The sequence below is a fragment of the Acinetobacter sp. WC-141 genome (genome assembly GCF_000313935.1).
In the GTDB taxonomy this organism is placed as follows: Bacteria; Pseudomonadota; Gammaproteobacteria; order Pseudomonadales; family Moraxellaceae; genus Acinetobacter.
Map to the genome: position 1 here is coordinate 45,231 of NZ_AMSS01000089.1, position 23,686 is coordinate 68,916.

The 23,686-nt window shown below is 38.7% G+C and carries 22 protein-coding genes; 8 read left to right on the top strand and 14 right to left on the bottom strand.

What is annotated here, in order from left to right:
• Positions 1 to 22: 22 nt before the first annotated feature.
• Both rpmF and ACINWC141_RS18615 read right to left on the bottom strand, forming a co-directional pair.
• Positions 23 to 208: a 50S ribosomal protein L32 gene (rpmF, locus tag ACINWC141_RS18610; protein ID WP_000290730.1), complete on the bottom strand. Its 186-nt coding sequence runs from the start codon at positions 206 to 208 to the stop codon at positions 23 to 25.
• Between the two features lie 74 nt (positions 209 to 282).
• A complete protein-coding gene (locus tag ACINWC141_RS18615; protein WP_009393966.1) occupies positions 283 to 843 on the bottom strand; it encodes a YceD family protein in 561 nt (186 codons plus the stop codon).
• Between the two features lie 96 nt (positions 844 to 939).
• Here ACINWC141_RS18615 and ACINWC141_RS18620 point away from each other — a divergent pair, with 96 nt between their 5' ends.
• From ACINWC141_RS18620 to rluB, 5 genes are all read left to right on the top strand, one after another.
• Entirely contained in the window at positions 940 to 1,602 is a 663-nt protein-coding gene (locus ACINWC141_RS18620) for an elongation factor P hydroxylase (RefSeq protein ID WP_009393859.1), read from the top strand.
• 89 nt (positions 1,603 to 1,691) lie between these two features.
• Positions 1,692 to 2,309, top strand: coding sequence for an L-threonylcarbamoyladenylate synthase (locus tag ACINWC141_RS18625; protein ID WP_003653356.1), 618 nt, complete (start codon positions 1,692 to 1,694; stop codon positions 2,307 to 2,309).
• Between the two features lie 223 nt (positions 2,310 to 2,532).
• Entirely contained in the window at positions 2,533 to 3,324 is a 792-nt protein-coding gene (locus tag ACINWC141_RS18630) for a segregation and condensation protein A (protein WP_009393917.1), read from the top strand.
• Complete coding sequence (gene scpB, locus ACINWC141_RS18635; protein WP_004794223.1) at positions 3,321 to 3,914, top strand: SMC-Scp complex subunit ScpB; 594 nt, start codon at positions 3,321 to 3,323, stop codon at positions 3,912 to 3,914. Before ACINWC141_RS18630 ends, scpB begins: the two co-directional genes overlap by 4 nt.
• Positions 3,915 to 3,955: 41 nt before the next feature.
• A complete protein-coding gene (rluB, locus tag ACINWC141_RS18640; RefSeq protein WP_009393918.1) occupies positions 3,956 to 4,879 on the top strand; it encodes a 23S rRNA pseudouridine(2605) synthase RluB in 924 nt (307 codons plus the stop codon).
• Between the two features lie 64 nt (positions 4,880 to 4,943).
• Here the strand turns inward: rluB and bioD are convergent, their stop codons facing one another.
• The 5 genes from bioD to ACINWC141_RS18665 all read right to left on the bottom strand — a co-directional run bounded on the left by bioD (position 4,944) and on the right by ACINWC141_RS18665 (position 9,599).
• A complete protein-coding gene (bioD, locus tag ACINWC141_RS18645; RefSeq protein ID WP_009393819.1) occupies positions 4,944 to 5,588 on the bottom strand; it encodes a dethiobiotin synthase in 645 nt (214 codons plus the stop codon).
• Positions 5,589 to 6,338: a malonyl-ACP O-methyltransferase BioC gene (gene bioC, locus ACINWC141_RS18650; RefSeq protein ID WP_009393970.1), complete on the bottom strand. Its 750-nt coding sequence runs from the start codon at positions 6,336 to 6,338 to the stop codon at positions 5,589 to 5,591.
• Complete coding sequence (locus ACINWC141_RS18655; RefSeq protein WP_009393795.1) at positions 6,335 to 7,492, bottom strand: 8-amino-7-oxononanoate synthase; 1,158 nt, start codon at positions 7,490 to 7,492, stop codon at positions 6,335 to 6,337. Before ACINWC141_RS18655 ends, bioC begins: the two co-directional genes overlap by 4 nt.
• A gap of 1 nt (position 7,493) precedes the next feature.
• Positions 7,494 to 8,774 carry an adenosylmethionine--8-amino-7-oxononanoate transaminase gene (gene bioA, locus ACINWC141_RS18660; protein ID WP_009393948.1) on the bottom strand — a complete coding sequence of 427 codons (1,281 nt, stop codon included), beginning with the start codon at positions 8,772 to 8,774 and terminating at the stop codon, positions 7,494 to 7,496.
• A gap of 93 nt (positions 8,775 to 8,867) precedes the next feature.
• Entirely contained in the window at positions 8,868 to 9,599 is a 732-nt protein-coding gene (locus tag ACINWC141_RS18665) for an alpha/beta hydrolase family protein (protein WP_009393962.1), read from the bottom strand.
• A gap of 356 nt (positions 9,600 to 9,955) precedes the next feature.
• On the opposite strand from ACINWC141_RS18665, the gene otsB reads away from it, so the two are divergent.
• Positions 9,956 to 10,807: a trehalose-phosphatase gene (otsB, locus tag ACINWC141_RS18670; protein WP_009393809.1), complete on the top strand. Its 852-nt coding sequence runs from the start codon at positions 9,956 to 9,958 to the stop codon at positions 10,805 to 10,807.
• The gene (locus tag ACINWC141_RS18675; RefSeq protein ID WP_009393862.1) at positions 10,795 to 12,228 is read left to right on the top strand and encodes an alpha,alpha-trehalose-phosphate synthase (UDP-forming); all 1,434 of its coding nucleotides are present in this window, start codon (positions 10,795 to 10,797) and stop codon (positions 12,226 to 12,228) included. The genes otsB and ACINWC141_RS18675 overlap by 13 nt, the downstream gene beginning before the upstream one ends.
• Before the next feature lie 69 nt (positions 12,229 to 12,297).
• On the opposite strand, the gene ACINWC141_RS18680 is transcribed toward ACINWC141_RS18675, so the two are convergent.
• From ACINWC141_RS18680 to ACINWC141_RS18710, 7 genes are all read right to left on the bottom strand, one after another.
• Positions 12,298 to 13,491, bottom strand: coding sequence for an MFS transporter (locus ACINWC141_RS18680; RefSeq protein ID WP_009393964.1), 1,194 nt, complete (start codon positions 13,489 to 13,491; stop codon positions 12,298 to 12,300).
• Positions 13,492 to 13,781: 290 nt separating this feature from the next.
• A complete protein-coding gene (gene ftn / locus ACINWC141_RS18685; RefSeq protein WP_004794241.1) occupies positions 13,782 to 14,246 on the bottom strand; it encodes a heteropolymeric bacterioferritin subunit Ftn in 465 nt (154 codons plus the stop codon).
• Positions 14,247 to 14,497: 251 nt separating this feature from the next.
• A complete protein-coding gene (gene ligA / locus ACINWC141_RS18690; RefSeq protein WP_009393927.1) occupies positions 14,498 to 16,537 on the bottom strand; it encodes an NAD-dependent DNA ligase LigA in 2,040 nt (679 codons plus the stop codon).
• 94 nt (positions 16,538 to 16,631) lie between these two features.
• A complete protein-coding gene (locus ACINWC141_RS18695; protein ID WP_009393961.1) occupies positions 16,632 to 17,675 on the bottom strand; it encodes a cell division protein ZipA C-terminal FtsZ-binding domain-containing protein in 1,044 nt (347 codons plus the stop codon).
• Between the two features lies 1 nt (position 17,676).
• The gene (smc, locus tag ACINWC141_RS18700; RefSeq protein WP_009393743.1) at positions 17,677 to 21,126 is read right to left on the bottom strand and encodes a chromosome segregation protein SMC; all 3,450 of its coding nucleotides are present in this window, start codon (positions 21,124 to 21,126) and stop codon (positions 17,677 to 17,679) included.
• Between the two features lie 10 nt (positions 21,127 to 21,136).
• Positions 21,137 to 21,832, bottom strand: coding sequence for a GntR family transcriptional regulator (locus ACINWC141_RS18705; protein WP_004794249.1), 696 nt, complete (start codon positions 21,830 to 21,832; stop codon positions 21,137 to 21,139).
• Between the two features lie 256 nt (positions 21,833 to 22,088).
• Positions 22,089 to 22,892, bottom strand: a complete 804-nt coding sequence (locus ACINWC141_RS18710; RefSeq protein WP_004794252.1) for a sulfite exporter TauE/SafE family protein — start codon at positions 22,890 to 22,892, stop codon at positions 22,089 to 22,091.
• Positions 22,893 to 22,922: 30 nt separating this feature from the next.
• Here ACINWC141_RS18710 and ACINWC141_RS18715 point away from each other — a divergent pair, with 30 nt between their 5' ends.
• Positions 22,923 to 23,675: a biotin--[acetyl-CoA-carboxylase] ligase gene (locus ACINWC141_RS18715; protein ID WP_009393886.1), complete on the top strand. Its 753-nt coding sequence runs from the start codon at positions 22,923 to 22,925 to the stop codon at positions 23,673 to 23,675.
• The last annotated feature ends 11 nt before the right edge of the window (positions 23,676 to 23,686 follow it).

Consider the following 23,686-nt stretch of genomic DNA (forward strand, 5'->3'; position numbering starts at 1 on the left):
ACGCTTAATGCATATCATACAATTATTCAGCATCAGCTGCTTTAGCGAATAATTGACGACCACGGTAGAAACCGTCTTTAGTCACGTGGTGACGACGATGAGTTTCACCAGTTGCTTGGTCTACTGTTAATGCATTCTCGGTTAAAGCGTCATGTGAACGGCGCATGTCACGGCGAGAGCGACTTTTACGGTTTTGCTGAACGGCCATGATGGCTCCTTACAAAGATCGAAAAAATGGATCAGAACAAATTCAGTTGTCTTATCTCACAATTATATCACAAATTATGAGTTAAGTTTACCCTTCAAACCTGCCAAAACATCAAACGGATTATCCCGTTTTTCTTCAACAACATTTTGAATGGTAGGTTGATGTTTATTTTCACAAGCATCATGCTTGGGAGATAAAGGCACCAACAATAACAGTTCATCTTCTAGTAATGCGAGCAAGTTAATCGAGGCGGGCGTATCATAATCGCCTTTCGTCGAAGACTCACTTTCACCTAAAACGATGAAATCAGCATCCTCATCCAAGCGCTCTATCAGTGACTCATCATCCATTAATGCAATATGAAAGTCCAAGACAAGAGGCATTTCAACAGGTTCCAAACAACGTTGGCACTCCATTGGAACTATCGTGTCCATATGACCATCCATCCACACAATGCGATGATATGCATCCATTGATAGCTTACAGTCTATGTTAATCAATTGATTATCAATTGATCCAACAGCTTCACGAGCGATACGAGCAAAGCGAGACAAGGGCAGTTGACCTGACCATGTAAAGCCTTGTTCAGCCCATTTAAACGGCTCAATCTGTGCCGGAAAGGTATTTGCTGACATAATTAAGGCGGCAATTCTACAAATTCATCGGTACTCTGTCAAAGATTAAGATACAATTTTGCACTTCTTTAGACAGAACTCGGGGTAAATTAAGCAATGCACCTGTTGCAGCCGCAACCTGAAGTTAACACTTCATTACTCGTTTGCACCCATTCAACTCATCAGAACTCTCTTGTACCTGACATAGTGCAACTCTCACCATGGTCAAGCTCAAAATCGGAGTCTGAGCAAGTCGATTGGCTTATTTTACACTTTAATCACTGGTTTTCCCACCATAATGTGACATTAGTTCGTGGAGATTTTGAACCAGAATATTTCCCGGCAACAAATCAGGGTCCGGCTAGAATCCAATTCGCCCATGGTTTTTTGAACAGCGCCTTGCATGAAATCAGTCATTGGTCGATTGCGGGTGAAAAACGTCGCCTACTGCCTGATCTTGGATATTGGTATGCTCCGGATGGCCGTACTCAAGAACAGCAAAATCTATTTGAACAAGTAGAAATTAAGCCGCAGGCTATTGAATGGTTGTTTGCACAGTCTTTTGGTAGAAAATTTAGAGTCTCTCTGGATAACCTGACAGGTGATAGCGGAGATGGCAAAATATTTAAAGATAATGTTTATGCTCAAGTACAACGTTACTTTTCAGGCGAAGCCAAGTTGCCACGCGATGCAGCAGCATTTATTGGTTTGATTTGCCAATGTACACGTTCGGGTACACCGTTACAATTAAATGAATTTAAACGTGAACTCCTTGATTAATTGACAATAAAACCACGTTAACTACTTGCATAGGTTATTTAAAAAGCCTAATAATTATTTTAAAACTGGCGTGATGGAGTATCTAAAATATGATGCATTTACATGTACATCCTGAAAATCCACAGCAACGCCTCATTAGCCAAGCGGTTGAACGCATTCGTGCGGGAGATGTTGTGGTTTACCCTACCGATGCTGCCTACGCAATTGGCTGTCAGATCGGTAATAAAAATGCTATGGAACGTATTGCACAGATTCGCGGTTTAGGGCCGAAGCACCAATATGCAATTATGTGCTGTGATTTATCTGATATTGCAACTTATGCAAAAGTTGATAATGCAACTTATCGTTTATTAAAAGCAAATACCCCAGCCATTACGACTTTTATTTTACCTGCCACCAGTGAAGTTCCGCGTAGGTTAATGCATCCTAAAAAGAAAACCATTGGCTTACGTATTCCAAGTAACCCAATTTGTCAGGCTTTATTAAAAGAACTTGGTGAACCCTTACTCACCAGTACATTAATTTTACCAGGTCAAGAAGACCCTCTAGATGACCCATATGACATAGAAAATCAGTTAGATAAACGAATTGATGTATTCATTGACGGTGGTTTTGGTACTTTAACAAGCACAAGTATTGTCGACTTATCGGGTGAACATCCTGAAATTATCCGTCGTGGCATTGGCGATGTAAGTGCTTTTGAATAAGCACTTACATTTTTACCAATAGTTTTAAAAAAAGTATTATCACTTAAAAAAATACTCTTTATTTATTTTGGATTTTTTTTACACTTTAGTCGTTAAGTAATTTATTAAAAGACACAATTCATTTAGAATGATTTCCACTATCTGCTGTTCTTCTATTTACAGCTCTCTTTGACTTGAATAACAAGTCTCATGCTTTTGAAAATTCGCGTGGCTTATAATCGTAATGAATCAATCACTTCATCAATCCATGGAAGACGCTCCACACATCCGTGTTTTAGATGAGTGGCATGACAAGATTCCTGAAGATCTCTATATACCTCCAGCTGCATTTGAGATTTTGCTCGAACAGTTTGAAGGTCCACTAGATTTTTTAATTTATCTGATTCAAAAAAACGGTTTTGATTTAATTCAAGTCGATATTGCTCCTATAGCAACTCAATATTTAACCTATATGGATAGTATGAAGTCCTTAAATATTGAGCTAACAGCTGATTATATGGTGATGGCAGCTTTATTAGCTGATTTAAAGTCTCGCCTACTTTTACCAAAGCCCACCACTATAAGTATTGAAAAAGATCCTAAACAGGAACTTATTGATCGACTTGAAACCTATTTACGTATTAAGCAAGCGGCTGAGCGTTTAGGTCAAATGCCAATTCTTGAGCGTGATACATTCAGTGCCAATGTAAGCTTAGGTCATATCGCTCCTATTTATGAGGGCTATGATATCTCAGCATTACATGATGCATTGTTCTGTGTATTTAACCGTCCAGAACCTGTGACTCATGTCGTGGCTCAAGAACCTGTATTACTCGAAGAACGCATTGCATATATTGAAGAGAAATTAGAGTCTGGTGACGTGTTAAGTTTTAAAGAATTACTCAATCCTCTGCAAGGTCGCATGGGAATGGTTGTTACATTTATGGCTGTTTTAGAATTAACCCGACAACAAAGAGTTAAAATTATTGCCTCTGGTATTGAAGCTCCTTTAGCAATTCAAGGATCTGCAATATGAGTTTTGAACAAAATAATACGGATTTATCATTAGCTGACATTCATCACGAAGTTTTATTACAACTTGAAGCAATTATTTTTGCCAGTGAAGCACCCGTTTCAATTGCCCGTTTAAAAGAAGCATTTAATAATCAATATAATAAACAACAGCTTCGTCAACTTTTGCAACAGCTCGCGCTATTACAACATGGTAGATCTATTGAATTGATTGAAACAGCGCAAGGGTTTCGCTTTCAGGTAAGATCTAAATATCGTAGTATTATTGCGCAAATTTGGCCAGAGCGACCAACAAAACTGTCGCCTTCTTTACTGGAAACACTGGCCGTTATTGCCTATCATCAACCGGTTACCCGCGCTGATATTGAACAAATTCGTGGTGTGTCTAATAATAGTCAGATTCTTAGAACACTATTTGACTGGAACTGGATTAAAGAAGCTGGTTTTAGAGATTTACCCGGAAGACCTGCGTTGCTAATTACAACGCCTCAGTTTCTGAATGCTTTTGGTCTAGCTTCGCTAGGCCAATTGCCTCCCCTACAGAACGCCAAGGAAGCCTTTATGGCTCTCGATGCAAATGCACCGAAATCATAAAGAGGTGGACTGTTGATCATTATGTCTAAGGTTGTGCTGTCATGAGTGAAAAATTGCAAAAAGTATTAGCGCGAATCGGATTAGGTTCCCGCCGATATATGGAAGAGGTTATTGCCGCAGGACGCGTGAGTGTAAACGGCCGTGTTGCCCAAGTGGGTGAGCGCATCGAACCAGGCGATGAATTACGTATTGATGGCCGTAAAGTTCAGTTTCAGATTGAAGACGAGATTCGTCGCCGTGTATTGATTTACTATAAGCCTGAGGGTGAAATCTGTTCACGTAATGATCCTGAAAAACGCCCAACCGTATTTGATCATTTACCACAAATTGCAAATGACCGCTGGGTTATGGTAGGTCGTCTAGATATTAACAGTACTGGTTTATTACTGTTTACAAATGATGGTGAGCTTGCTAACCGTTTAATGCATCCATCAAATGAAATCGAACGTGAATATGCTGTTCGAGTGATGGGTGAAGTAACTCCTAAAATACGCCAAAACATGATAAATGGCGTAGAGCTTGAAGATGGCCCAGCTAAATTTGAGTCTTTCTCGGAAATTGGTGGTGAAGGTATTAACCGCTGGTACCAAGTAGTGGTGAAAGAAGGTCGTAACCGTGAGGTTCGTCGTATTTTTGAATCACAAGAACTTAAAGTAAGTCGCTTATTGCGTACGCGCTACGGTACAGTTATTTTACCACGCGAATTACGTACTGGCCGCTGGATGGAACTCGATAAAACTGACATCGATAATCTAGCAAAATCTGTTGAGTTAAAACCACGTCAAGGTACTGGTTTATTTGGTATGGCAAAACGTCGTACTGACCGTATGACCGAAAAACCAATGGCAGCTCGTCGTGGCGGTTACTTACGTCAACAACGTCGTGATGATGAAAAAGAAGCGCCTGTTAACACGGGTAACCAACGTAAATCGACTGGTTTTAACCGTGGTTCTAAGAAATTCTAAAATATTTAATAATATGTAAAAAAACCGCTCTTATAAGAGCGGTTTTTTTATAGCCTATTTTAAATTAATCCATTTTTTCTAGCTCAATCCATTCAGCTTCAGGGAAATAAGTTGCTAAATAATCTTTTAAATAATCTGAAGTATCTTGAGAAATTAATGGATCTTTTGACTCATCTTTTAAGTTATATACCAAGGCTTGCAATTTCAGCCCGCGAGACTTGAGGGCTTCAAGACTAAGTAAAGTATGGTTAATACTTCCTAATCGTCCCGATGTCACTAAAATAACGGGGAACTGGTGCTGAGCAATATAATCAATGGTAAGTAAACTTGTAGTTAATGGCACCATTAACCCGCCAGCACCTTCGAGTAAAACAATCTCAAAACGCTCAGCTAATGTTTGAGTTGCATTTTCAATTTTTTGAAAGTCAATTTCTCGGTTATCGAGGCGGGTTGCCAGATGAGGCGAAGCAGGATAACTAAAAATTTCCGGCATGGTGAGCTTATCATGATCTTCTTGAAACCATCCCTGCCCCATAATTTCACGATGCTTTTCAATATCTTCAGAAATATCAACATTACCCGTTTGAATGAGTTTTTGGGTGATCACTTTTTTACCCTGCTCAGTCCATAATTTTGCTAAAACGCCTGTAGCGTAGGTTTTACCAATGTCGGTATCAATCCCGCTAACAAAATAGATCTGACCACTCATTTACTTAATTCTCCGGACAATACAATAGATTGGATGATATGTTAAGGAATATCCCTCAGCATGCTTAAACTGCTCATAATCTTGATAAAACTGCTGTAAAGTCTGCTTGTTCCAACGATGACGTGCTGTTGCAGTCACACCTGTTGCTTTTAAATGCTGCAATACGGCTTTAGGTGAATCGAAATAAAGCTGGGCTTCTGACTCAGACAAATGCAGAATCTCAAAACCAGCCTGAGTTAAGGCACTATGCCAATTTTCAATAGACCAATAACTTAAACCTTGACCTGTTAATTCTTTAATCTCGATTAAATTTTTTGGTCCAAAAGTTGAAAAACATAACCAGCCTCGATCAACTAAAGACTCATTACAGCGCTCAAGCAAACGCGGTAAATCCTGCATCCATTGCAAAGCCGAACCTGAAACAATCATATCGAGCTGATATGGAAACGGTAAAGTTTCAATATCACCAATCAACCATTTCAAATGTTCTTGATGAGTGAAATGCTGCTGCACATCTGCATATAGGTCATTTAATATCAATTCTTCAATTTGAAAAGAAGCAGCAATAAGATGAGTTAAATTGCCAGAACCACAACCAATTTCAAAAACACGTGACATCGTAGTCGGGCAAAACTGCTGGAGTAACCGTGTTAAATTTTGGCAAATTTGTTTTTGAACAATTGCATGTTCTGAATAGCTTTGCCCTGCTTTAGCAAAACGCTGGGCAACCAAGTTTTTATTCAAACTCACAGAAAACTCACCAATTCTTCAAGTTCATGTTGCTGCACCATAGACGTTAAAGAAATACGCAAACGAGAACTATTTTGAGGGACAGTTGGTGGGCGCACAGGCATGGCATAAAAACCGTTTTCCTGCACTTGTTTTGCCTTATCGATAGCAGCCTGACTCTCTCCCACAATAATTGGAATAATATGACTGGTTGATGGGCTCACATAACCCTTTTGTACAACAGCGTGTTGAAGATATCGGCTGATATTTTTTAAGTGCTCACGTTGCGGTTGAGCTTGTAATACTTTTTGGAATATAAAATTTGCCCAAGCCATAACAATCGGCGGTTGTGCAGTACTAAAAATAAGCGGGCGCATTTTATTAATGAGATAGTCTTTAATAATTGGATGGCAAATAATGTAACCACCGACTGCTGCCAATGCTTTACCTAATGTACCAACTAAAAAATCAATATCTTGAATGACATTATATTGTTCAGCACATCCCAGACCTTGCTGACCACGCACACCGATTGAATGTGCTTCATCGACATACAACATAGTTTTAGCAAAACGTTTTTTGAGCTGGACTAAAGCGGCTAAATCCGTTTCATCCCCATCCATACTAAAAATACTTTCAGTCACTACAATGATTCGTTCAATCTTGTCATCATCGTGATATTTTTGCAGAAGTTGTTCTAAGTGCTGTAAATCGTTATGACGATAACGTACATATTGAGCACCAGATAAACGTATACCGTCGATCATGCTCGCATGAACTAGCTTATCAGCCAAAATTAAAGTTTTACTGTCGGCAACAGCTGGCAAAATACCAATATTCATGTGGTAGCCACTATTAAATAATAGTGCCGCCCGACCACCAAATGCTTGGCTTAGGCTATTTTCTAATTGTTCATATTCTTCAAAATTACCTGTTAATAAACGTGACGATGAAGAACTAAAATAGCTACGCTCCACTGGAAAACTTTCTAAAAATTCTTCACGAAGTTTTACATCCGCAGCTAGGCCAAGATAATCGTTTGAAGCCAGATTAAGCATCGTTTTATTTTGAATCGTAATAAAACGGTCCTGCTGCACATTTTGAGTAAATTGTCTCAAGTTACCTTGTTGTTTTAACTCATCCAATTGAGTAGCAAAATGATCAAGCAATGACATTTTAATGCACTCCTTGCATCGTTTTAACAACTTCAACCAGCTCTTCAAGCAAATTGCTTAACTCTTGATGCGTGATTACATAGGGAGGCATCACATACACTAGCTTGCCAAAAGGACGAATCCAGATTCCACGATCGACAAACTGTTTCTGTAAAGTTTTCATATCGACATTAAAGGTGAGTTCAACTACACCTATTGCACCAAGGACTCTCACATCAGCAACATAATCTAGCTGATTGAGCGGTGTTAAATATTGAGTAAGTTGTTGCTCAATTCGCTCAATATTGGCTTGCCAATCTTGCTCAATTAGCAATTGAGTACTTTTTAAAGCAACTGCACAAGCCAATGGATTAGCCATAAAGGTTGGGCCATGCATAAAGACGCCAGCCTCACCTCGACTAATGGTTTCTGCAACTTTCTTTGTGGTTAAGGTAGCAGACAAAGTCATATAGCCGCCTGTTAACCCTTTACCTATGCACATAATGTCTGGCTCAACTTGTGCATGTTCCCACGCAAAAAGCTTACCAGTACGGCCAAAACCAGTGGCAATTTCATCGAAAATTAAAAGCAGGTTATATTGTTCACAAAGCACTTTGGCCTGACGTAAATATTCAGGATGATAAAAGCGCATGCCCCCTGCACCTTGTACAATCGGTTCAATAATCAGTGCAGCTAAATTTTGATGATTTTTCTGAATTGCATTTTCTAACTCTGCAATATCTTCTGGATTCCAATCTTCATGAAATTTGGTCTGAGGTGGTGCAACAAAAATGCGGTTTGGTAAACTTGTACCAAAAATCTGATGCATGCCTGTGACTGGATCACAAACAGACATCGCATTCCATGTATCTCCATGATAACCAGAACGCGTTGTAATAAAATTTGTTTTTTGCGGTTGACCTTGTGCTGTCCAAAATTGCACAGCCATTTTTAATGCAACTTCTACTGCAACAGAACCTGAGTCTGCATAGAAAATTTTATCGAGAGTTGGCGGCGTAATTTTTAAGAGAATTTTACCTAACTCAATGGCAGGGTCATGGGTTAACCCACCAAACATGATATGGGACATGTTTTGTAATTGGTCTGTCACTGCTTGATTGAGTTCAGGGTGGTTATAACCGTGAATCGCACACCACCAAGATGACATACCATCAATTAAAGTCCTACCATCATCTAACTCAATAGTCGCGCCATACGCACGTTTAACTTTAAATGTCGGTAAAGGTTGGGTCATTGAAGTATAAGGATGCCAAATATGTTCCAAATCAAAATTATCGGTCATCCTATTTACCCTTTTACAGCGTTCAAATCTTTCATTGAACACATGTTAAACCAGTTAAGAATGAAAGAAAATTGCGATATCAATCAAAGCTTATTAACTTTGCTGATGAATTGTTAAAAATTGGCAGATTTCTTCAATTGTTCGTTCAACTTGAAGGTAGGGAAAAGCATGAGTAGCGTCATTTAGTAATTTATATCTCATCTTTTCTGTAGCGATATATTCAAAATTTTCTACAATTTTGCAAGGAATGACGCCATCTTGTTCAGCAAATAAATGAAGCTGTGGCCCAGAGTAATTTTTTAAGTTCTCTACCAAGTTTAAATGCTCTAACATTTCTAACCCTTGTAATAACAACTCATAAGGAGGAGGGTTTGCTATATTTTGCATATTTAGCCAATCTTGTTTAGCTTGAGCTGACCCTTGAGTGATTAAATAAAAAAAGCGTTTTAAGGTCGCTTCGGGATTTTGCAAAAAGGATTGCTTAAATAGATCAAATACATCAGCAGGCATTGCAGTTTGCCACGTGCTATTAGCAACAAAACATGGATTCGAAGCGAGCGTAATTAAAGTTTTAGTTAGGCCTGTGCTCTTATAAAAAGAATCAACTAATTGAGTTGCTAACTGCCCGCCTAAAGACCATCCAATTACAGTATCAATATCATTTAATAAATGAAGCTGTTTCTGGACACTATTATTCAAAATGTCAAATATATTAGTAAGTTGTACTTCACAACCCTTCTGTTGCAAATGCAATTTTAATGATTGCAAAGGTTCAATTCCTACACCCCAACCTGTAATCAATAAAATTTTATTTTGTAACTTCATATGCTTGTCCAAAGCCAGTTTTTTACAGTTTATATATAAATATTAATTTAAAATATCTTTTAAAATCAATCTAAAAACTAAATTCCACAGATTAAAATCAAGTGTTTATGAGCATTTAATATTCTGAAATATATTGATAAATAAGACCTGCATTATTAATAGGAAACATACAAAAATTTAATTAACTAAACATTGAAGCCAATCAAAAAACAACATACTCCACACTTCGCCTATAAATCCATTATGCAATGTAATTAATGTTAATACTTATGTTTTTTTATTAAAAAAAATGACTCATCAATTCATTTTAATGTTAGAAGATTAATTATTGATCAAAAAATATTGGGCAGGCTAATATGAACAGTCAAAGTATAATATCTGATGGGAGAGAAAAAGATACATATTTTGTTACACCCAATGATATTATAAATACTTTACCTTTAGATAAAAACTACTGTTTATTTTTGGATATTGATGGAACTCTAGCTCCATTTCAGATTAATCCTGAGCAGAGTTTTATTCCAAACACTACATTAGAAACTATAAAAGAAATAATTAAATTAAATATACCTGTTATTGCTGTTACAGGCCGTAATGTAGTGACAGCTAGTAAGCTACTGTATCCTATTGAAGTTCCTATTGCTGGGTTGCATGGTTTAGATATTTATTTTGGTTCAGATCATTATATTCGACCAGATTTAAGTCAGATTAATTTTAAAAAATTAAAACAAGATATTATAAAATCTTGTGAAAAATATCCTGAATTACTAATTGAGGATAAAGAATATTCTATTGCTTTACATTATCGTGAAAACCCCAACTTAGAAAGTCACGCTATTCATATTATGCAAAAAATCAAAACTGATTATCCCCAATTAAAAACAAATAAAGGCAAGTTTGTTGTTGAATTAATTCCAAACCAAGCCGATAAGGGCAAAGCAATTCAAACCATATTAAATCATCTTAATTTACCTTCAGTATTCCCTATTTTTATAGGAGATGATTTAACAGATGAATCTGGTTTTATTTTTATTAATCAGCAGTCTGGTCTCACTATTAAAGTGGGTTCTGGTGAAACACAAGCCAAATATAGATTAAAAGATATCGATAACGTCGCTAATTTTCTTTTTTTATTTCAAAACAAAATAAAAAGCTTATATGTCAAAAATAGTCAAAATCAGAATGGAGAAAAAATATGTCTAAATTAATCGTATTATCAAATCGAATAAGTATGCCTTCAGGTAAAGCTTCAGCTGGTGGTCTTGCTGTAGCTGTACAAGATGCTTTGAATGATAGCAATGGTATTTGGTTAGGCTGGAATGGCCAGCAGATTACCGATAGCGAAGCACCAGAATTTGAACAGGCTTATTCTCAGGGTATTGACTACATTACCTGCCCTCTCACTCATCAGCAATATGCGCAATATTATTGTGGTTTTGCCAACAAGGTTCTGTGGCCAGCAATGCATGCCCGAGAAGATCTTATTGAATATGATGCCCAAGAATATAGTACCTATCAAAAGGTCAATCGATTATTTGCTGAAAAGTTAAAACAGCTTGCTCAGCCTGAAGATCTCATTTGGGTACACGATTATCACTTTTTTAGTGTTGCCCGTTACTGCCGTGAATTAGGCATGCAAAATAAAATTGGTTTCTTTCTCCATATTCCTTTTGCTAGTCTGAATATCTGGCACAAAATTCCTGTAGCTCGAGAGTTAATTCAAGACTTGAGCCAGTATGACGTGATTGGCTTGCAAACCCAGATTGATCAAAATGCGTGTATGCAAACATGTTTAAGTTTACTCGAAGCTCAGAAAATTCACCGCGACAGTATTAGCTATAAAAAACGTCAAATACTTATTAAATCGTACCCTATTGGCGTTCAACCAGAAATTATTCAAAAACAAGCCCAACAAGATGCCCCAAGCCCTTGCGTGTTTAATTTTGAAGACATACCTCGTCAAAAAACGATTATTGGGGTAGACCGGATTGATTATTCAAAAGGTTTACTTGAGCGTTTTAATGCATTTGCCACCTTCTTAGAAACCAATCCCGAATATCATGGTTTAGTTCGACATTTGCAAGTTGCGACACCGTCACGTACGGATATTGCAGCGTATCAACGTTTATATCAACGTTTTAAAACCAAGTTGGAATTGATTAATGAAGAATTTGCACATGAAGATTGGAGACCGGTAGATTGTTGCTATGACCCAGTTCAGCACAATCATCTCATGCATATTTATCGTCACTCTGATATTTGTTGGATTAGTTCACTACGTGATGGTATGAATCTAGTCGCTAAAGAATATATTGCAGCTCAAAATCCAGAGAATCCTGGTGTACTTATTCTATCTAAATATGCTGGTGCTGCCGAGCAGATGACTCAGGCCCTGATTGTTGACCCGCAAGATAGAGCAGCCATGATTGATACTTTAAAAATGGCTTTAGAAATGTCTAAAGCTGAGCGTATTAATCGTTATCAACAATTGATAGAGGGTTTATCAACATCTGATCTTACCCATTGGCGAAACGATTTCTTAGATGATTTGGAAAAAACACCAACTTTGCTAATGAAATCTCAGCGTTTATTACAAGATAATTATCAATCTATTTATCAGGTTTTATAAATCTAAAAAAAAGAGCATCGAGAAATTAAACTTCTCGATGCTCTTTAGATTATTTCTAACCTTAATAAATTAATTCGTTTTTCCAAGTGTAAAACGATTAAGTAAAGCAATAATAAATAGTAATACCGCTACGCCTGTTAAAACTGTACTTAAACCAGCCCATTCACCAATTAAACCAATTAAAGCTGGCCCGCTTAATGAACCCGTGTAGGCAATCGTTGAAACTAAAGAAAGTGCTGCTGCTTTAGGCATATCGTTTTGTCGACCCACACGAGAAAACATCACGGGCACAATATTAGAACAGCCTAATCCTAAAAGTGCATAGCCTAATACCACCACTTCCCATACGGGTGCAGTCACAATAACAACCATACCAATTGCTGCACCAATCGCACTATAAGTTACGACATTTTTTTCACCCCATTGCTTTAGTAAGAGGTGACCGGTAAAACGTCCAGTCGTCATGCTTAAAGCAAAAAAGGTATAAGCCAGACCCGCAAAGGCTGGATTAAGCTGATACTTACTTGTTAAATAAATACCACCCCAATCCATTGCCGCACCTTCCGATAAAAAGGCAATAAAACACATCATGCCAATAAGTAGAATAATGCCATTAGGTCGATAAAGTTTTTTTGGTGCTTGAGTTGTATCTTGATGTGGTTTTTCATCCTGTTCAAAAGACGTTAAACAAGGAGGAATCGCAATTCCACCGATCACAAGCAAAATCATGACAACAGACAAAGTACTCATTAATGGAGAAAGTCCAATTGCCAATAATGCAGTCACCAGCATGGCACCAGTTAAGCCACCAAGACTACACATTCCATGGAAGCTAGACATGAGAGCTCGCAGGCTATGTTTTTCAACGACTACTGCCTGTAAATTTATAGCTACCCCAAGACAGCCTGCTGCCGACCCAAACACAAATAATGCTACAGCCATCATTACAATGCTGCTCCACATCGTGAGGCTAGGTAATAACACTATTAACAGCATCAATGCCACCCCAATTAATGGCCGACATCCCCAACGCTTGACTAAAGCACCAGTCGTAGGCATCGCTATCATTGAGCCAATACCCATACAAAGCAAAAGCAAACCAAAATCAGCGTGATTGAGGTTTAAGCGTTGCTGTACATAAGGAATAAGTGGTGCCCAAGCAGATATAGCAAAGCCCAAGCTAAAAAAGCTGAGGCGTGTTGCAAGACGCTGAGTGCTTAAGAGAGTAGCTGTATCTAAAACAGCAGGTTTGGTAAATAACATATTTTCGCGAGCTCACCATAAAATCATTGGCGATCCATACCAACCGATTTTCCATAGAAAAACCCTTGCCTCATTTAATTTCTAGGCAAGGGTTTTGTTGGCGAAATTATATCCAATTTCATAAAAAAAACAGGGGGTGTGATACAATTTTTCTGACTTTTTTGTAACTGCCAAAGCCTTATATAGTAAGGCTTTGAATATGTTCAATTTGACAAAATTAACATTTAAGCGATGAGTTGATTTTATTAAAATGAGTCCATAAAAAACCCAGCTTAAGCTGGGTCATTTTATTAAATTTGAGATTGAATATAGTTTTGCAAGCCAATTAACTCAATTAAACGTAATTGCTTTTCTAACCAGTATGTATGGTCTTCTTCAGTATCTGACAATTGTTGGCGTAACATATCACGGCTAATGTAATCGCCCTTCTCTTCACAAAGTTTGATACCTGTCGCTAACTTTTCACGAACATGATATTCAAGCGCCAAATCTGCTTTTAAACAAGTTACAACGTCTGTACCAACATTGATATCTTCACGGTGCATGTTTGGCTTAGCACCTAAAAACAATACACGGCGAATGATCGCATCAGCATGAGAAGCTTCTTCTTGCATCTCATGATCAATACGCTCATAAATTTTATTTAAGCCCCAATCTTCATACATACGAGAATGGATTAGATATTGATCACGGGCAGCCAATTCTCCGCCAATGAGCATATTTAAATAGTCTATGACTTCTGGATTGCCACGCATAATAAATCTCCTATCGTATGAGAACTATTATGGGCAATCTTAAAAATGATTGCAAAGTAAAAAATAGTTAAGTTTATGATTTTTATCAAATTAAAATGAGAAACATACGCATTTGCAGTTCAAGTAATTAAATTTCCCCTGCAAAAAGAAACGCTTGTCCGATTTATAGTCTCAGACAAGCGTTAAAATATGACACAAACCATCAATTTATTATTTTGTAACTAAAATCAATGGTTCTTATTTCGGTGGACCTATTCGCTTAAAGTCTGCCCGTAGCTCGCCATAAGTGATAAGAAATCAGTCTCATTCATCACTGCAATACCAAGTTTTGCTGCTTTTTCTAATTTCGAACCAGCCTTTTCACCTGCAACAACACATTTAGTTTTACTCGATACACTACCACTGACACGTGCGCCTAATGCTTGTAGCATCTGGGTCGCTTGATCACGGGTCATTTGCTCTAATGTGCCTGTTAAAACCCAACTCTCGCCATTTAATGGCTGACGTGTTGGTGCAGTTGGTGCATCCCAATGAATGCCTGCTGCAATTAAGCGATCAAGCACTTCAATGTTATGTGGCGCTAAGAAAAAGTCAGCAATCCATTCTGCGGTAATATCGCCTACATCTGGTGTTTTCTTTAGAGCCTCAACATCAGCAGCTTTAAGTGCTTCTAAAGTTTGGAAAGTATTGGCTAACATTCTGGCAGTAGTTTCGCCTACCCCACGAATTCCTAAAGCATAAATAAAACGTGCAAGTGTTGTCTTTTTACTCGCTTCGATGGCATCAATCAGATTTTGAACTGACTTCTCGCCCATTTTCTCAATGCCAAGTAAAGTTTCTCGGTGCTCATGTAAGTGATAGATATCGGCAACATCTTTGAGTAAATCGAGGTGTAATAAGGACTCTACCCAGCGGTCGCCCAGACCTTCAATATCGAGAGCTTTACGTGATACGAAGTGACGAATGGCTTCAATACGCTGCGCAGCACAGTAAAGACCACCAGAACAACGCGCTAAAGCTTCTCCTTCAGGCATTACAACTGGTGAGGCACAAACAGGACAGCTTTCAGGTAAATGTACAATTTCAGCCTCAGGTGAACGGAATTCCGGCCAGACTTTTTCTACTTTAGGAATAACATCACCCGTACGATACACACTAACAGTGTCTCCCACACGTACATCAAGACGATGGATTTCACCAATGTTGTGTAAAGTTACATTAGAAACCGTCACGCCTCCCACAAATACAGGATTTAAACGCGCTACAGGAGTCAAAGTACCTGTACGCCCCACCTGCCAATCAATCTGATCAACCGTAGTTAATGCCGCTTGTGCAGGGAATTTATAGGCAGTCGCCCAACGTGGCTCACGACTTAAAAAACCGAGTTGCTGTTGCTGTTTTAAGTCATCAACCTTTACAACCATCCCATCAATTTCAACTTGTAAATCGGGACGCTCTTTTTGAATTTGCTCATAGCGCTGCTGTACTTCTTGAATTGAATTACATAGATATTGACGTTCAGCAATTTCAAATCCAAGTTGGGTTAGCCATTGTAGGCTATCATGCATCGTCGATAGGCCATGATTTGGTTCACATTGAGCGATACCATACGCATAAAAAGCTAAAGGTCTGCCAGCAGCAATATTCGGATCAAGCTGTCTTAAACTACCCGCTGCTGCATTACGAGGGTTTGCGAAAGTTTTATCCCCTTTTGCTTCCTGATCGGCATTGAGTTTCTCAAAGCCAGATTTTGGCATAAGCACTTCACCACGTACTTCAAGCAGACGTGGAATTTCAAAATGATCTGAATGCAACACTTTAGGCAAGTTGCGAATCGTTTTAACGTTTTGGGTAATGTCTTCTCCGGTTTCTCCGTCACCACGTGTAATACCACGTACTAACACACCGTTTTCATACCAAAGGGAAATCGCAAGACCATCAAGTTTTAGTTCTACTTCATATTGTACTTTTTGATTGGGCAAACGCTCTTCAACACGACGAGCAAATGCAAACAAGTCTTCCTGATTAAAAACATTCCCCAACGAAAGCATAGGAACCACATGGGTTACACTTTGAAATTTAGAGAGTGCTTGTCCACCTACTTTTGTAGTGGGCGAATCTGATTGAACCTGTTCAGGATATTGCTCTTCTAAAGCTTTTAACTGGTGAAATAAATGATCATATTCACTGTCCGAGATTGTCGGCTGATCCATGACATAGTAGGCATGGTTATGCTTTGCAATCAGTTGAATAAGCTGACGCATCTGTTCGATCACGGAAGTTGTTGCCATTATGTTATTCACCATAAAAAAGGGTGGAAATTTCTCCACCCTGAGCTGCGACTAGATATGTTGCAATTATCGCAACGAACGTAAAAAATTAAAACTAGGCAGTCGCCTGTGCCGGACGATAATCAATCACATGATGACGCCAGTGCTCTTTTAACTGTGGTGTAAATTCAAGATTATTCTCATCATAAACTTTGCCATCGATTTCACGAGCAATTAAACCTGCAATACTCGCCATCATGTCAAAACCAGTCACGGCTTTACTGTTTGGAAGCGCAAGGAAAAATGCCAACCCTTGAACTTGTTCAGTAGATAGAGTTTCAAGATCAAACCCAGCTGGTCCATTGTCTGTCATACGTAACACAGAGAACATCAGTACACTCGGCTCATCCGTATTTTCATAACGATGGAAACATGACATTTCGCCATAACGTAAACCGTATTTTAACAATACTTTAAGGGCTTTATCACCAGACAATGCACGACGCGGGTTCGGATAGACATTTAACGCAATAATCTGTTCAGCCATCGCTAATGCACTTTCATCATCATAGCGTTGCTGTTCATGTAAATGTACATCCAGAATATTACTCTCGCCTTCAAATTCAGCAATTTCGGCAGTTTCAATATTTGGGTTTAAACTCAACTCAGGCTCAGTTTTTTCACTTTCAGATTTCAAGTTTTCTTCTGATAAAGCTTCAGCTTCTGATTTAATAGAAACCGTATCAGCTAACTCAACTGAACTATCTGTATTAATGGTAAAGCTTTTTACAGTTTCTTCAGCTTTAATTTCAACCGAAGAATTTTCAACAAATGGTTGTGTTGGTTCGACTGGAATTGCTTTAGCAGGTTCTACAGCCAGAGTTTCTGTTGGTTTTGTTTCACTGACTTGTGACTGTGCTGGTTCATTTAAAGTTGGTTCAACTCGCTCTGCGCTAGTTGCCGTTGCGCGTTCAGCTTCAGCTTGTTCAAGCTGATCACGTACATGCCTAGGTATAACCGGTTGATTACTATCAGGATTAATATGCAAATCACTGTCTAATGAGGGTTCGGCATGGTTTGACTTTTTTAAAATCATTTTTAAGCCAATTAGCATAATAATAATGGCGACAACGATGCCAATAATCGTATTGATTTCCATTCTATGACTCCGAAACTAACCCGTATTCTTTTGCCTGTTCTAAATCGACAGTGACTAATTTTGATGTACCCGGTTCAGGCATGGTCACACCCAACAAATCAGTTGCCATGGTCATCGCCAGCTTATTATGTGTAATGTAAATGAATTGTACATGTTCAGAAAGCTCTTTTACCAAATTACAATATCTCTGAACATTCGCATCATCAAGTGGTGCGTCCACTTCATCCAATACACAAAACGGTGCCGGATTTAATCTAAAAATCGCAAATACTAATGCTAACGCTGTTAAAGCCTTTTCTCCACCGGAAAGTAATGCTAGAGAACTATTTTTCTTACCCGGTGGTCTTGCCATCAGTTTAACACCAGATTGCCAGTCATCTTCAAGACTTAAACTTGCTTCACCACCATTAAAGACCTTTGGAAACAGATTTTGCAACTCTTGATTAATCTGATCAAAGGTTGTCATAAACAACTTACGGGTTTCCTGATCAATGCTTTTCATCGCATCTTTTAGTTGAGTTACCGTATTTTCCAAATCTTGGATCTGGTGACTCAACTCATCAAAACGCTGAGAAACCTCTTCAAACTCTTGTGAAGCCGCAAGGTTCACTGCACCGATTTTTTCAAACTGTTTCTGTACTTTTTCCAGTTTTTGCTGGTGCTCGGTTAAATCGATTTGTAAGCCTTTTTGGAACTCGGCATTTAGCTCTTTAAGCTGTTCTTGGTAATGTTCACGGTCTGACTTAGCTGCTTGCCATGCCAAACGTTTTTCTTCAAGTTGTTCTCTGAGTTGCTCATCTTTTTGTTGATATTGATGACGCTGATCAGTCAAGGTTTGTTGTTTTTCCTGCACACTATTTAATTCGAGCTGCCATTCATTCCAGTTCTTTTGCAACTTTTCAGTTTGGGCAAATTGCTGCTGAAATTCCGACTCAAGATTTGGTAACTCTAACTGAATAGGATCAACAAATTTTTTCGCCTGTTCCATTTGAGCATTAATTTGCTGATATTGACTCTGCAAGAATGAAATATCTTTTTCAAGCAACTCAATTTGTTGAGTCGTTTGCGTGCTATTACGACGTAAAATTTCACGTTCTTGTTGTTGCTGATGCAAACCTTGTTGCTGTTCTTCTAGCTGCTCTGTTAACTCTTCTACCCGAAATTGCAAAGTTTTATAGTCAGGTAAAATGGTTTCAAGCTTGATTGCTAGTGTATGTAAATCAATCTCCAGATCATCTTTTTGCATTGCATCTTCTTCAAGCTGCATGTCTAACTGAGCTAACTGATCTTTCAATTGCTGTTTTTGCAGTAAAAATGCTTGTGCTGCGGTTTGCTGTTTAGCAATTTGCACATCAAGCTGTTGTAAGTCTTTTTGTTTTTGTTTAACAACTTGCTGTTTCTGTTGCACATCAGACTGCAACTGCCCTAGTTCATCTTTTTGCTGAACTAGAATTTGATCTAATGCTTGTAATTCAGGTTGCTGCTTTTCAAGAGCTTGTTCGATTTCATCTAGACGAATGCGATGGCTCAGCATACCTTGTGCACTTTGACTCTCGTCATCATACATAAGAGCAATGACCCAATCCTGTCCAACATGATAGCCATCTAAAGTCAAAATAGACTGACCATGTTGCAGTTGGTTTTGCTCATTTAAAGCAGTAGTCAAATCTTGTGCAATCGCTACATTCGAAAAGATTGATAGCTGTGGCGATGCAATCCAATCATTTAAACAAGCTAAATTGCCTTTAATTTGACTTGTTTGCCCGGAAGGTTTTAGCTGGCGAGCAACTCCTTCTTGAAAAGTTTGTTCGGTCTCAAGAATATGTGCTTGTAACCATTTCGCTAAAAACTTCTCAACAATCTGCGCATATGGTTTACCTTGCTCTGTTAACTGTAGAGCCTGCATTAAACGTAGTGCATCTTGATGTTGCTTTGGGCTTTGCTTAGCAACAAGTTGGCTTAAGTTTTTCTGCTCTGATAATAAAACCTGTATTTCTGTTTTCAGGGTTTGTTGTTGATTTTTACTTGACTGATGTTGCTGTTGAGATTGCTCTACACGTAGCAATTGTTGCTCAATTTCAGCCTCTAACGTCGTGATTTCATGACAAAGCTGCTGCTGTAGTTGTTCAAGCTCACCCTGCTCATCTTCATGAACATGCGATTGAATTTGGCTTGCTTGATGTTGCAACGTTTCTTTTTGCTGCTCAATTCTTAAAACATTTTTGCCCAACTGCTCAATTTGGGCAGACATCTGCATTTTTTGCTGCTGTTGCTTTTCAACCTGAGCTTTTACTTGTTCAAACTGTTGTTGTGCTTGTTTTTGCTGGGCTTGTAAATCACCAAAGTTTTGCTCAGCTTCTGTTGCAATATGCTCAATTGCAGTTAATGCTTCAGTTTGTTCATCTAACTGATTATTGAGTGTTTCAAGTTGCAATTCAGAAAGTTGTAAACGTTCTTTAGTTTGGAATTTTTGCTGTTCTAACTGAACGAGAGTCATACTATTTTGCTGGTATAAACTCTGTTTTTGTTCCAGAGTCATTTTCAGTTCAGATAGTTTTTTCTCAGCTTGTTGCCATTCTTGTTGTAACGGTGAAGATTGCTGAATGAGGCGCTGAAATAAAGCACTGGTTGCTTCTAAATCATGTTCAATCGTACTTAACTCTGAGCGAACCAATTTAAAAGTTTCACCCAGTTCATTCATTTGAACAGTATATTCTTCTTGTAAGCGTACGCTTTTATCTGCCTGAAAAGACAAAATTTCAATTTTTAGGGTCCGAATCTGGCTTTCCAGTGTTTTATATTGAACCGCTGCTTCTGATTGACGTTTAAGCGTCTTCAGCTGTGATTTTAACTCGAGGGCAATATCTTCTAAGCGTGAAAGATTTTGCTCAGTATGTTCAAGATGTTGCAAAGTTTCACGTCGACGAGCTTGATAGCGAGAAACACCTGCGGCCTCTTCAATAAAGATACGCATTTCTTCAGGCTTGGCATCAACCAGACGGTTAATCATGCCTTGTTCAATCACTGCATAAGAACGCGGCCCTAATCCTGTTCCCAAGAAAATATCGGTGATATCACGACGGCGGCAGCGTGTGCCATTTAAGAAATATTCGGACTTCCCTTCACGAGTAACCTGACGACGAACCGCTAACTCATTATAAGCATTATATGATCCACCTAACTTGCCATAGGTATTATCAAAACGTAGCTCAACACTCGCCACGCCCACTGGCTTACGCTTGGAAGTTCCTGTGAAAATAACATCTTGCATGCTACCACCACGTAGCTGACGAGCATTTGACTCCCCCATCACCCAACGAATGGCATCAATTACATTTGATTTGCCACAACCATTTGGACCAACCACTGCTGTGCGGTTAGCCTTAAAATTTAAAGTTGTACTATCTGCAAAAGATTTAAAGCCGGAAAGTTTTAAACTGCTTAAACGCATAATGCCCTAACTAGCGGCGTGAGCGTCTTGCCCAGGCCAATTCAATCTGTTTCATTCGTGTCAGCGATTCCAACACAAGGTTACGTAAGTGTCGACAAAAATCTTCCATAAATAAAGCGGCTTGTTGTGATTTTCGGATCAAAATTGCATCAGTCACGAGTTTAAATAATGCAAATGCTTCTTGTAGTTCCCGCTTAGAGGTATTTAAGGTCAAAAAATAACTGCGACGTAGTGAAGGTAGTAACTCTTTATAAAACTTCATTAGGTAGGGATTACCCACCATATCTTGCTGTTCAGCGAGATATTGAAAAACACCATCATAAAATTTTTCGATATCTCCTGCTTTTACATGCTCAAGAAGTTGTTCCAACAATAGCTGCAATTGATCTGCTTCATGTGCGCGCCATGTTTCACTGATGCGTTGAACGATATGCCCCAATAACATCACGTTTGTGTCAAACAGTGCTTTAACCTGCTGTGCAGACATTTCTGAAACAATTGCCCCGCGGCGTGGAAATATCTCAATTAAATGAGTACGCTCTAATAATAACAATGCTTCACGAACTGACCCCCGGCTTACATCAAGCTCTTTGGCAATACGTAATTCTTGAATACGCTCGCCTTCAACCAGCTCACCACTAATGATCTGTTCGCTAATATATTTGACAATTTGCTCAGAAAGACTTTCTGTCTCTTCGAGATTCATAAATCACCCGCTACTTTTTATATGCATTAATCCATGCTTTTCTTTCGCATCCTTGTTTTTAACTGATCACACCGATTAAAAACTATGTCATTGTCTGACAATTTTATTGCATTTTAAGCCAACCCATTTAAAAACAACATCAAAATCGGATGAATAAAATTCTCAAATGCTCTTATATTATTTAATAAAAAAAGCTCGAATTTCTAAAAATTCAAGCTTTTACATTGTAGTCTTATCAAGATTATATTTTTAGTCTCTAGTGCATAATCCCTTTATAAATAAAATAACTCCCCACCACGACTAATAAACAGGCAAAGCATTTTTTTAACATTTGCGGTGACAATGCATGGGCAACTTTTGCTCCAAATTTTGCCGTAACAAAACTCATGACACTAATGCCAATAAACGCATAGATGTGCACATAACCAATCGTGTTAGGTACAGAAATGTGTTCTTTCGCACCGAACCACATAAAACCAATTGCACCCGCAATAGCAATGGGTAAACCACAAGCAGCAGAAGTCGCGACTGCTTTTTGCATGACGACGCCATGACGGTTTAAATACGGAACAGTTAAGCTACCGCCTCCAATACCAAAAATTGCAGAGGCAATACCAATGCCACCACCCGCCATAAATTGCATAGGGGTTGAAGGAAGCTGACGTGTTGGGTCAACAACCACATTTGCCCCTTTAAACATGCGATAGGCCATCACAACTGCAAAAACGCCGATAAGAAGTTGCAAATGCTGACCAGACATCAAATCGGCAATGCCTGCCCCTAAAAATGAGCCGATCACTAACCCAGGCGCTAAATTACGAAAAACAGGCCAAAGTACTGCACCTTTTTTATGATGAGCCGAAACAGAACTAAAAGACGTCACAATAATGGTTGCAAGCGATGTTCCAACTGCAATATGCATGATTACCGCTGGGTCATAGTGCAATTGGGTAAAAACGACATAGAGGATTGGTACAATAATTAGTCCACCGCCTACCCCAAACAATCCGGCAGTAAAACCAGCAATTGCGCCAATGAGTAAATATATGATTAACTCCATAAATGTTTTACCACTCTGCTCATATTCAACATGGATTTAGAGACTCGCCAACTGCAACAACTTTTAAGCGCAAAAAACCAGCTTCCAGAAGTGGTTTTATTAAAAGCAACCACAACTTCGACCAATGATGATATTCGTGAAATTGCCCAAAAAGGCATTACAACGGGCTTGGTTTGCAGTGCTCAACAAACTCAAGGGCGAGGTCAACATCAACGGCAATGGATTTCACCTGAAGGAAACATTTATTTAAGCACATTGGTGCAAACTCGAACACCCTTAGATGGTCGCTTAGCACTTGAAGTTGCTCTGAATATTTTGCAAATCCCGCAGTTACAAGCTCTGAATTTGCAAGTGAAATGGCCAAATGATTTGTATAGTACGCATGGAAAATGGGGTGGAATTTTGGTCGAACCGCTTTCCCAGCATCAAGCTATTGTGGGCGTAGGCATTAATTTAAAAACACCGCCAGTGACTGATAGTGACCAACCGATTACCTCTCTAGAGGATTTAGGCCTAGAACAAATGAGTCGTCTTGAACTCATTTCAGAGCTTTATGTTGCAATTCAAAATGCAGCTCGTTGGTTTGATCATGGTTGCTACAACTTGGCTGGACGTTTTAATCACCATGCTGCATGGCTTAATCAGCTGGTGCAGTTCGAACATAGTCAGGGACTGGTTCATGGTCGTTTCGTAGGAATTTCCAATGAAGGTGCAGTAATTCTTGAAACTCCTGAACCTCAGCAGTTTTATCAAGGTCGCTTAAGACCACAAGTGAATCAATAAACAGGTGTTCT